The sequence below is a fragment of the Hyphomicrobium sp. genome (genome assembly GCF_036833075.1).
GTDB lineage: Bacteria > Pseudomonadota > Alphaproteobacteria > Rhizobiales > Hyphomicrobiaceae > Hyphomicrobium_C.
The window spans coordinates 1-11,076 of the sequence record NZ_DAITQL010000111.1 but is presented as its reverse complement, the minus strand read 5'-3'; the positions used below and the strand labels follow the sequence as shown (position 1 = coordinate 11,076).

Sequence of the window (11,076 nt, the reverse complement as noted above, 5' to 3'; positions counted from 1 at the left end):
CCTGTGGGTTGGCGTTCACGATCTCATCGGCGTGCGCTGGCTCATGAAGCGCCAGATTGCGAATGTCGAGCTGGAGGACGTGCTGTGACCGCCGCGGCGCCTGTCGCCTCCGACACGCTGTGGCTCGGCATCGGCCTTGCCGGCCAGATGCTGTTCACGATGCGCTTCCTCATCCAATGGATCGCATCCGAAAAGCAGCGCCGCTCCGTCATCCCGCGCGCGTTCTGGTACTTCAGCCTTGCCGGCGGCTTCACGCTGCTGGCTTACGCGATCCGCCGCGCAGATCCGGTGTTCATCATTGGTCAGGCCTCCGGGATCCTGATCTACGGACGCAATCTCTACTTCGTCGCCGGTCGCTCTCGACCTGCCGAGACCACGGGGACGGCGTGTGACAGCGAACGCTAGCACAGGAAGCCGATGGAGCTTCGCACTCCTGCTGCTGCTCGGAGGAGCCCTCGTTGCGGCCGCCGCGATGCTGCCGGCGTTTCCCGTGGACGAGACGCGCTACCTCACCGTCGCATGGGAGATGCGCGTCACCGGCAACTGGAGCCTGCCCACGCTCAACTTCGAGCCGTATGCGCACAAGCCGCCCCTGCTGTTCTGGCTGATCAATGCAAGCTGGAGCCTCTTCGGGGTGGGCGTCTGGCAAGCGCGGCTCGTCGGCGTCGGAGCGGCCGTGCTCGTCCTTGTCCTCACGCACGCCCTAGAGAAACGGCTCGCGCCGGCGCAGACGTCCGATACGGCTCTCGGCGCGCTCCTCCTCCTCGGACTGCCGCTGTTTCTTGTTCTCGGCTGCGCGGTCATGTTCGACATGCTGCTCACGGCAACGGTCGCCGGCGCGATGCTGGCGCTATGGATCGCGGGACGATCGGGAGACCGGAAAGCAGTCGTCGCTTACGGCACCTCGATCGGTCTCGGGCTGCTCGCCAAGGGTCCGATCGTGCTGCTGTTCACCGCGCCTGCGGCCTTGCTCGCGCGCTCTTGGGTAGCGCCGGCGCATCGGCCGGGCTGGTTCTGGCGCATGGGCGGGGCCCTCGCGCTCGGCGCGCTGATCGGCTTGGCGTGGGCGCTGCGGGCGGCCTCCATCGGCGGCGCGGACTACGCTGAGATGCTGCTGTGGACGCAGTCCGCGGGACGGATCACCTCTTCGTTCGCGCACGCCCGTCCGGCCTGGTTCTACCTGCCGGTGCTTTTGCTGTTCTGCCTGCCCTGGCTCGTCTGGCGTCCGGCGTGGATCGGCCTGAGGCGGAGCGTCGCGGCCGGGACACCCGCGCGCAATTTCCTTCTGAGCTGGCTTCTGCCGGGGCTCGTCGGCCTGAGCCTGATCAGCGGCAAGCAGATCCATTACCTGCTGCCGCTGGTGCCGGCCGTTGCGGTGCTGGTCGCACTCGGCATCCGGACGGCCGCGCTCCGCGACACCGACCGTCTCGGCTGGGCCGTTCTCGCGGCCGGAAGTCTTGCGGTGCTGGCGGCGCTCGCGATGGGAGGCGGCCGTCTCTTTGCCGACGACAGCTCTCTCGCGAGCATCGCCGGTGAGCTCAGCCTCCCGCGGCTGCTCGTGATCGGCGCGTTGGCCCTCGCCGCGATCGCGCTCTTCCGCGGTCCGGCGCAGCGCACGCTCGTCGGCCTGGCCGCGGCCAATTTGATCGTCCTCGGCGGATTGGCGGTCGAAGCCCGGGCCGGCATGGCCAGCCTGTTCGATCTGCAGCCGGTCGCGGACGTCGTGCACCGGTTCCGCGACCATCCCATCGCCGTCGCTCAGAAAACCCGGGGCGAGCTGGGTTTCCTCGCGCGGCTCGCGCATCCCGTCGTGCTCGTTCCGGAGGAGGAGCTGTCCGCGTGGCTCTCCCAACACGCCGATGGCGTTGCCGTTGTCCGCACCCGGGCGACCTCGCACACCGGAGACGAGCCTGTGGCCGGCCGGGTGCTTTACCGCAAACGCTATCGCCTCACGGAGATGATCACGGTCGTCTCGGCGGTCGAGGACGTGACGCCATGAAGCCGGACGAGGACACCCCGGACGACAAGCTCGGCCATCGCATCCGCGCCCGCATGAGCGGCCTCTCGCCCTCGCTGATGCGCGTCGTCGCGTTCATCGACGCCAACCGGCTGGATGCGATGACCAAGTCCGCCGTCGAGCTCGGCGCCATGATCGGCACCTCGGATGCGAGCGTCATCCGCGCCGTCAAGGCGCTGGGCTTCGACGGCTTCAACGATCTGAAGCGCGAGCTGGCGGCCACGCTCGGACAGGGTCACTCCGCCGCCGACAACATGGCAAGAACGCTGACGGGGATCGACGAGGCGCACGACGCCGCGATCGATCGCGTCCTGGAGGATCACCGTGCCGCGTTCGAAGCTCTCACGTCTCCCGAAGCCCGCGAGCAGATGGCGGCGGCCGTCAAAGTGCTGGCATCGGCCCACCGCGTCGGCGTCTTCGGGCTCGGGCCCTCCTCCTATCTCGCGCGATACGTGGCCCTGCAATTGACCCGCAGCGGACGGCCGGCGCGCGTCTTCGACGGCAGCGGATCGCCTCTGCCCGACCAATTGCTCGGTCTTCAGGATGTGGATGTGGTCATCATGTTGGCCTACGGCCGGCCCTACAAGGAGGCGACGGCCTGCATGTCCGAGGCGCGCAGGCTCCGCAAACGTATCGTCCTCATCACGGACTTCGATGAAAAGGGGCTGGCGGCCCACGCCACCACGGTCGTGAACGTGCACCGCGGACAGGCCGGCCGCATCGCCTTGCACGGCGCAACGTTCGTTTGTCTCGAGGCGATGATGCTGGCGCTGGCGCATCGGAACAAGGACCGCTCCGTCACGACGCTCGAACGTTTGAACGAGCTGCGGAAATCCGTCGGTAAAACACCGTAGAGAGGCGGAGCGCCTCGGAAGCCTGCGAGGCAACGCTTGTCGCAAGGTTCGCGGATTCTGATTGTTTACTACTACAATCATATTGCCTACGACGACAGCAGAGAGGCCAGGATTGACGCGCGAGCGATCCCGTCGGCGACGCTCCGTCAACAGACCAGCCGGCGCGCGTTCGTGGTCGGTCCCGCGGCCCGCTGTCACCGCAACCAGCAGTATCGATGAAATCAGCACGCCCCCAAACCTCTGCCGCGCCCGGCAAGGCCCACGTCAGCCTCACCATCGAAAGCAGCGATCGGGACGAGTTGTCGGAGTACTTCTCGCGGCGCGTCTCGAAGGTCGAGATCTCTCCGGCCTCCGATCATGACGCGATCAGGCTTTCGTCGTCCGTCGTCCCGATCGCCAATGCCATCGCGCTGAAGACGAGCATGCCGCATGGCGGCAACTTCCTTCAGAAGGAGGATCTCGACGGAATCTTCGCTCTTCTCCCCCTATCGGGGCGGGCGGTGATGAGAGCGGGGCCCCGAGAGGTGTCCTGCAGCCAGATCCAGGGTTTCCTCGGACCCATGAACGAGGGGGACGTCTTGGCCTGCTCGGAGCAGTTTGCCGTTGCGGTCCTCAAGCTCTCGCAAGACGAGCTGATCGGCACGCTGTCGCAACTCCTGGATCGCCCGGTCGTCCGGCCCATCACATTCTCACCTGAGCTCAACGGAGCGTCTCCGGCCGCGCGCACGCTCCTGTCGCTGGTGCTCGCGGCCGCGCAGCCGGCAGACGCGGCCTCCTGTCTTGCGCCGTCCTCTCGCGCCGCCGCCCATTTCTCCGAGACGCTGACGATGTTCGTGCTGGAGAATTTCCAGCACAGCTATTCTGCCCTCTTGTCGCATGCGGCCCACGATATTCGGCCGAGCTACATCCTGCGCGCAACGGAGTTCATGCGGGAGAAGGCCGATCATCCCCTCACGTTGCCGGACATCTCCGCCGCGGCGGGCATCAGCATTCGCGCCCTGCACTACGGGTTCAAGCAGTTCCTCGGGATGTCGCCGATGGAGTATCTGCGGCAGATCCGGCTCGAAGGCGCCTACAGGGATCTGCTGAGTGCGTCCGAGAGCACGTCCATCGCCCAGATCGCGAAGAAGTGGGGCTTTGTCACGCCACGGGGATTTGCGATCCATTGCAAGCGGAGCTACGGGCGAACGCCTTCCGAGATCCGACAGCAGGGATGGGTTCGCCGACGGTGACGCGGCCGAAGATCCCGCTAGAGCCTGATCGTTTGAGATGCGAGCCCTTCAGCTCGCATCGAGAGCGTGACTCAGACTCTAAAACAAAGAGATAGAGCACGGTCACTCCCGATGGGCGATTCCATTGAGAGAGAACGTGCTCTAGAAAGGCGCCTGCGCCCGTTCGAGCGCGCGCTGACCAAGGGACCGGACGTCGCCGTCGGAGTGCGCCAGGAGCGCGGGCGCGAGGTCGCGGCAGAACTCCGGATGGGCAGCCTCGATGGCTTGCGCGAGATGCGCGAGTCCGGCTTCGCGCTGGCCCGCCGTGAAGTCCAGTTGCGACAGGCGAAAGTGCGCGCGGAAATCTCCCCGCTTCGCCCCTCTTGCGTACCAGCGTAACGCAGCCGCGGGCTTCCGGGCGACCGACCAGCCTTCCTCCCGAAAGCGTCCGATCACCGTCATGGCCTTCCCGTGTCCCTGGCGCGCCGCGCGGACATATAAGGCGAGGGCCTCGCGATCGCTTTGCGGAACGCCGGATCCTGCGAAAACGAGCGTCGCCAAATTGAACTGGGCCCAGTCGTAGCCGTCCGCAGCCGCGACGCGATAAAGCCGCGCGGCCTCGGCGTGATCGATGTCGACGCCCCAGCCCAGCTCATAGCAGCGGCCGAGCATGTTCAGCGTATCGGGACGCTCCGTGACGGCTGCGATGTTGAACCAGCGAAAGGCCGCTTGCGGATCGCGCCGTGTCCCGGTCCCACGCAGCAGCATCTGCGCCCATACCAGTTGCGCATCGACAATCCCGAGCTTGGCGGCCGCCTCGGCGAGACGCGCGGCCTCCCGCGGATCGCGCGTAACGAGCGCGTCGGCCTCCTCCCGGCTCATGGCGGTCAGGCGGGAATAGCCATAGCCGCGGCTTGCGTCCGGAGGCGCTTCCTCAGACATCACGCAGGCTTTCGGAGGACGTGGGCAGGATTTTCATGAGAGTGGAGGCCGCAGCCTCCTCTTGGGGGAGAGCGCAGGCAGACGAAGCCTGCCTGCGCCCATGATCTCAGAACTTGACGTCGGCTCTCAGCAGGCCGGAGCGTCCCGGCGCGACCAGAGCGAACAACCCGACGTGCGAGGCGTCGTAATACGTCTCGTCGAAGATGTTGTTGACGTTGAGTTGGAGATTGATGTTGTCGGAGAGCTGATACGCCGCCATGGCATCGAAGCGCCAATACGAGGGCAGCTCGCGCGTGTTGGCATCGTCCACGAACCGCTCCGACATGTAGAACGCGCCGCCGCCGATCTTGAAGGCATCGGTCAGCGCGTAAGTCGTCCACAGGCTGAAGCTGTGAGGCGCGATATACTTCACCTGGTTGCCCTCGTTCGTTCCGGCTCCGTCATCGACGAGCTCGGCGTCGAGATACGTATACCCCGCGACGATCTCCCACCGGTCCGTCAGCTTGCCCGTCACGGCGACTTCGATGCCATCGACCACCGTCTCGCCGATCAGCTCGACGAGGCCGGTCGTGGGGTCCGTCGCACGCGCGTTCGTCTTCTCCGTGCGGAAGATCGCGCCCGCGACAGAGAGCTGCTTGTTGAGCAAATCCCATTTGGTGCCGATCTCGTAGCTGCGGTTCTTCTCGGGATCGAGGTTCTCGCGATTGTTTCCGAAGTTGCCGCCCGGATCGGCGTTGCCGGCTTGTCCTTGCGTCTCGCCGGATGGGTTGGACGAGGTTCCATGCACGACGTAGATGCTGCCGTACGACACGGGCTTGTAGACGAGCCCGATCTGATAGTTCCACATGTCGGAAACGTTGCGCGCCACGGTGTTGTCGACATCGTAGTGATCGTAGCGCACGCCGGCATTCACGAGCCATTGCTCGGTGAGCTTGATGGTATCGAAGAGATACGCACCCGCCGTCTCCGTCGTGGTCGGCGTGCCGAAGGGCGTCGTGGTCAACGTCGTGTTCGAGATGTTGGGGAAAACGTTCGGCCACTGCCCGATCGGGATATTGAGATCCGGCGGCAGAATGGCGGGCACGCCGGCAAAGCCTCCGGACTGTACGCGCTCGCGGCTGAACTCCGCGCCGAACGCAAACGAATGTCCGATCGAGCCCGTGTCGAACTCGCCCGTGAAGTCGGTTTGATTGAGGATGCCTTCCGTGTAACGGCGCGCGCTACGCACGTCGCGATTGACGATGGTATTGCCGGTCGTGGCCGTCGCACGCGTGTAGACATACTCGTTCAGCGAGTCCGCATACCGCGTAATGTTCTGCACGCGGAACCAATCGCTGAAGTCATGCTCGAACTTCACGGTCGCGAGGTTCGTCTCGGTCTCACGGAAATCGCGATTGACCGCGCCATAGAAGGCGTCCCGCTTCATGTTCAACGGGCGGCCGGGGTTCTGCTGCGTGCCCGACAGCACAGGATGGCCGAAATCCGGAAGCTCATCGGTTTCGAGATGATAGTAGCTGAACGTGGCGCGGGTCGGTCCATTGAGGCCAAAAGCAAGAGACGGGGCGATGCCCCAACGCTCGTGGAAGACCTCGTCGCGGCCGGCCACGTCCGCGTCGTGCCACATCGCATTCAAGCGGAAAGCGACGCCGGAGTCGGTCGCATAGTTGCCGTCGATCGTCTGCCGCTTCGTGGCATCGGTCCCGAGCGTGGTCGAGCTGTTGAAGAATTTGTCGTCGCGGGCGGCCTTGCTGACCATGTTCAGGTTGCCGCCGGTGGAGCCGCGGCCGTTGTAGGTTCCGCCAGGCCCTTTGTTCAGCTCGACGGCTTCGAGATTGAAGACTTCGTAGCTTGCCCGGCCGAGATTGCGTACGCCGTCGACCGACATGTCGCCGCTCGCCTCGAAGCCGCGGATGAAGGGGCGGTCGCCGAGCGAGGTGCCGCCTTCGCCGGATCCCAACGTCACGCCCGGCACGGTGCGCAGCACCTCTGTGAGCGAGTTGGCAGCGCGGTCATCCATCTCTTTCCGGGTGACAACGGTCACGCTCTTCGGCGTATCGAGCAGCGGGGCCGTGAACTTGGCCGTGGACGCTCTCTTGACCTGATAGTCCTCGGAATAGTTGATGCCGCCCCGTCCATCTCCGCCGCCATCCGACACCTCGGCGGGCGGCTCGTACGGTACGGGCTGCGGCTGGCTCGGCGCCGACGGCGCTTGCTGCGAAGCCGCCTTTTTCTTGGCAGCGCTCTTGGATTTCGTCGTGACTTCGAGCGGCGGAAGCGAGGTTGCCTCTTCGCCCGCCGTCTCTTGCGCGACCGCCCCCGTCGTCAGAAGCATCGAGGCGATGCCCACCGACATGGCCGTCATGAACGTGCTGTCGCCAGCGAAGCTGGCCGGTGCCTCATGGCGTGGAATGTCAACTTTCGGGCTCATAGAGCCACCCCCCAAAAAACAAACCTGTCCCATTGGGGAGGCATGACGAGACATGCGCGTCGCTTGGCCCTCCCCGCGCTCAGAGGGCCGGTCCGACCATAACATGACAAGATGAATCAAGATTTTGTGGAGTCTTTTTTGCGCGTTGCGATCGGTCGCTGCGTTTGCCGACGGTGCACTTCGGGAAGTTTACGGAGGTAAAAAGTACCGAGTGCGTTCGATCAGCAGTCTATTCGCGTCCTCGCCGCGTCGCATCGCGAGACTCGAGTCTCGAAGCATGCTCGCGTTCTCAACCGCTGCTCACGAGAGCGTTCTCGCGACACGGGAACATTCGAACGCATGGGATAGCGCGCGACTCTTCGAGCGGGCGACCCTCGCGGTGTTGCGGTCCCGCATCTGAAACAACGATGTCGGAGTTTTCGCGGATTTTGATTATTTACTACTACAGTACGCAAACCAAGTCTGACCCCGCGTGAGCAAGCCAGCCAACGACGCGTCAGCCGTCCGCTAGCCAGCCAGCTTGCGTCAAGATCGTGCCGCGACGGCTGCATCCGTCCTGGCACGACCGAGCTGGGGCACACACTTGGGGGACGGTCAGATGCGTAATGTCAAAAGCCGCGGCGCTCATTCCGCGGCATTTTTTATCGGGACAGTGATGTCCGGAAGTTTGGGCTTGGGAGCAGGCGCCTTCGCGCAGGAGGCAGCCGATCCGGCAGAGTTGCCGACGCTCGAAGTCACGGCGCAAGCCAAGAAAAAAGTGGCGAAGGCCAAAAAGAAGACTGTTGCGTCGCCGGTTCCGCAGGCTCCGGCTGCGGCGCCGGCACCGGTCGCCGCGCCTGTCGAAAGCCCAGAGGCGTGGAGCGAGAGCACCGCCCTCAGCTCCGATGGCGGCGTCGATGGCTATATCGCCACGAGGTCCTCGACCGCTACCAAGACCGACACGCCGCTCAAGGACATTCCCCAATCCGTCACCGTCATCACGAAGGAGCAGGCGAAAGATCAGGGCTCGCGTGATCTGAGCAAGGCCCTCACTTACGTGCCCGGCATCGTGATGGGGCAGGGCGAAGGCCACCGCGACGCGCCGACGATCCGCGGCGTCAGCACGACCGCCGACTTCTTCGTCGACGGCGTGCGCGACGACGTCCAGTACTTCCGCGATCTCTATAACGTCGACCGCGTCGAGGTGCTGAAGGGTCCGAACGCGATGATCTTCGGCCGCGGCGGCGGCGGTGGCGTCATCAACCGCGTCACCAAGAAGGCCGACGGCGAGCGCATCTACGAGGCCGCGACGACTTTCGGCTCGTTCGGCACCAAACGCGTCGAAATCGATGCCGGACAGGCGGTCACCAACGACTTCGCCGTGCGCATCAACGGCATGTACGAGGACTCGGGCAGCTACCGCGACTTCGTCGAGCTCGAGCGCTACGGCATCAATCCGAAGGTCACGTTCAAGCCGGGCGACAACACAAAGATCCGCCTCGCCTACGAGTATTTCAACGAGGACCGCACGGTCGATCGCGGCATTCCGTCGAACTCTTTGACGGGAAAGCCCGCCAAGACCGACGAGTCCACGTTCTTCGGCAACCCCGACGAAAGCTACATGTACTTCAACTCGCACGTCGCCACCGCGACGATCGAGCACAAGTTCGACAACGGCATTCAGGTCAAGAACCACACGCAGTACGGCAATTACGAGAAGTTCTACCAGAATGTTTTCGCCAACAGCGCTTGGAACGGCACACCGGGAGGCACCATCGCGCTCGGAGCCTACAACCAGATCACAGACCGCGAGAGCATCTTCAATCAGACGGACGTGACGACGAAGGTATATACCGGCTCGGGCATCCGCCACACGCTTCTCGCCGGTACGGAGTTCGGGTTCCAGGAGACGTTCAACCAGCGCGATCCGCGGTCCGGAAACTATCCGGTGCCCAACGTTCCCTTCGCGAACCCCTTCTCGTCTTTCGTGCCTGCGTGGGGAACGACTCCTGGCGATCTCAATCATAGCGAGCTGACGCTCGTCGGCGTCTACGCGCAGGATCAGATCGAGATCGGGCGCTATTTCGAGGTGATCGGCGGCATCCGGTTCGATCGCTTCGATCTCGACTACACCAACGAGACGACCGGGCAGAAGCTCGACCGGGTGGATGACGTCTGGTCGCCGCGCATCGGCGTCGTTTTCAAGCCCTTCGAGACGGTCTCGTTCTACGCCAGCTATTCGAAGTCGTTCCTGCCGTCGAGCGGCGACCAGTTCGCGAGCCTCACCGGCGGATCTCCAACCAGCACGGACAACCTGAAGCCAGAGGAGTTCATCAACAAGGAGATCGGCTTCAAGTGGGATGTCGCGCCGCGCCTCGCCTTCACGGGCGCCCTTTACCAGCTCGATCGAGAGAACACGCTTGTCCAGATTAGCCCCGGCCTCAGCCAGCAGGTCGGCAAGACCCGGTCCGAAGGCGGAGAGCTCGCGCTCACCGGATACCTCACCGACGCCTGGGAGGTCGTGGCCGGTTACGGCTACCAGGAGGCCGAGCTGGTGCGGGGAACCGCAACCACGACCGGCAACGACGTCGCGCTCGTTCCGCGCCACACGTTCTCGCTTTGGAACAAATACTGGTTCCTGCCGAACTGGGCGGCCGGCCTCGGCGTCGTCTCGCGCAGCGACATGTATGCGAGCGTCAACAACGGCGTCACCTTGCCGGGATTTGCCCGTGTCGACGCCGCGCTGTTCTGGGACATCAATGAGAGCTTCAAGGCCCAGCTCAACGTCGAGAACGTGTTCGACACCGACTACTACGCGACCGCTCACAGCGACAACAACATTACGCCGGGATCGCCGCGCGCCGTCTATGTCGGCGTGACGAGTCGGTTCTAGGCGGAACAGGGCATGGCGGCGTCTCCCAACCGCGCCGCCATGCCCGATCCCCGCCGTTAGCCAGAAAGAGCAGCATCATGCGTGTCGTATCGCGCGCAATCGTCGCCGTGAGACTCCTGCACTACGTCGCCACGTGCCCCGGCGGTGTCGCCAAAAAGAACGCCATCGCCAAGGCCATCGGAGCGCCCGCGCCGTACACCGGCAAGATCGCCCACGAGCTTCTTTTGGCCGGGTTTATCAAGAGCGTCCGTGGAAGCCGAGGCGGGTACACGCTCGCCCTCCCGGCAACCTCCATTCGCGTGGGCGACGTGGTCCAGTTCGTCGAGGATACGAGAAGCTGGCGCGTCGGATCGAACCCGGACGACATCGGCATGCGCGACGCTTTTAAGGCGGCGAGCGACAGGTTCTTCGATGTTCTCAACGCGCACTCGATCGCCGAGCTTTGCGCGTATACAAATCGTGGCAAGCCGGCAGACACATCCACCGTGTCATCCCGGGCCCCCGCCAGGGAGGCCACGGCGAAGAGCGAGAGGCCAAAGACATTCCAAAGCGTTTGAAAGGAACCTCTCTGCTGAACAGCAACCACCTTCGAGAGCCTGAAAACGGTTAGGAATCGCCCCGCCGTCCTGGAGTTTTCCAGGCATCGCGTCCAAAAACGATCCGCAGTGCGACGAACGGGCCTCCACGGCGTCGGAAAATGCTCTAGCAGGCTGTTGAAGTTCGGCTGCGGGTAGACTGTTTTCTCGTTTGAT

General features: G+C 64.2%; 8 protein-coding genes. 6 read left to right on the top strand and 2 right to left on the bottom strand.

Features of this window, described 5'->3' with window-relative positions:
- Window positions 1–84 precede the first annotated feature (84 nt).
- The 4 genes from V7082_RS19915 (at window position 85) to V7082_RS19900 (ending at window position 4,103) form a co-directional block, all read left to right on the top strand.
- Entirely contained in the window at window positions 85–405 is a 321-nt protein-coding gene (locus V7082_RS19915; RefSeq protein ID WP_442909828.1) for a lipid-A-disaccharide synthase N-terminal domain-containing protein, read from the top strand.
- Entirely contained in the window at window positions 389–1,999 is a 1,611-nt protein-coding gene (locus V7082_RS19910) for an ArnT family glycosyltransferase (protein WP_334151286.1), read from the top strand. Before V7082_RS19915 ends, V7082_RS19910 begins: the two co-directional genes overlap by 17 nt.
- Window positions 1,996–2,871 carry a MurR/RpiR family transcriptional regulator gene (locus V7082_RS19905; RefSeq protein ID WP_334151285.1) on the top strand — a complete coding sequence of 292 codons (876 nt, stop codon included), beginning with the start codon at window positions 1,996–1,998 and terminating at the stop codon, window positions 2,869–2,871. The genes V7082_RS19910 and V7082_RS19905 overlap by 4 nt, the downstream gene beginning before the upstream one ends.
- A gap of 215 nt (window positions 2,872–3,086) precedes the next feature.
- Window positions 3,087–4,103, top strand: coding sequence for an AraC family transcriptional regulator (locus V7082_RS19900; RefSeq protein ID WP_334151284.1), 1,017 nt, complete (start codon window positions 3,087–3,089; stop codon window positions 4,101–4,103).
- 141 nt (window positions 4,104–4,244) lie between these two features.
- Here V7082_RS19900 and V7082_RS19895 read toward each other — a convergent pair whose 3' ends face one another.
- Both V7082_RS19895 and V7082_RS19890 read right to left on the bottom strand, forming a co-directional pair.
- Entirely contained in the window at window positions 4,245–5,024 is a 780-nt protein-coding gene (locus V7082_RS19895) for a tetratricopeptide repeat protein (protein WP_334151283.1), read from the bottom strand.
- A gap of 106 nt (window positions 5,025–5,130) precedes the next feature.
- Window positions 5,131–7,452: a TonB-dependent receptor gene (locus tag V7082_RS19890; protein WP_334151282.1), complete on the bottom strand. Its 2,322-nt coding sequence runs from the start codon at window positions 7,450–7,452 to the stop codon at window positions 5,131–5,133.
- A gap of 655 nt (window positions 7,453–8,107) precedes the next feature.
- On the opposite strand from V7082_RS19890, the gene V7082_RS19885 reads away from it, so the two are divergent.
- Both V7082_RS19885 and V7082_RS19880 read left to right on the top strand, forming a co-directional pair.
- Window positions 8,108–10,324 carry a TonB-dependent receptor gene (locus tag V7082_RS19885; RefSeq protein ID WP_334151280.1) on the top strand — a complete coding sequence of 739 codons (2,217 nt, stop codon included), beginning with the start codon at window positions 8,108–8,110 and terminating at the stop codon, window positions 10,322–10,324.
- 77 nt (window positions 10,325–10,401) lie between these two features.
- Window positions 10,402–10,881 carry an RrF2 family transcriptional regulator gene (locus V7082_RS19880; protein ID WP_334151279.1) on the top strand — a complete coding sequence of 160 codons (480 nt, stop codon included), beginning with the start codon at window positions 10,402–10,404 and terminating at the stop codon, window positions 10,879–10,881.
- The last annotated feature ends 195 nt before the right edge of the window (window positions 10,882–11,076 follow it).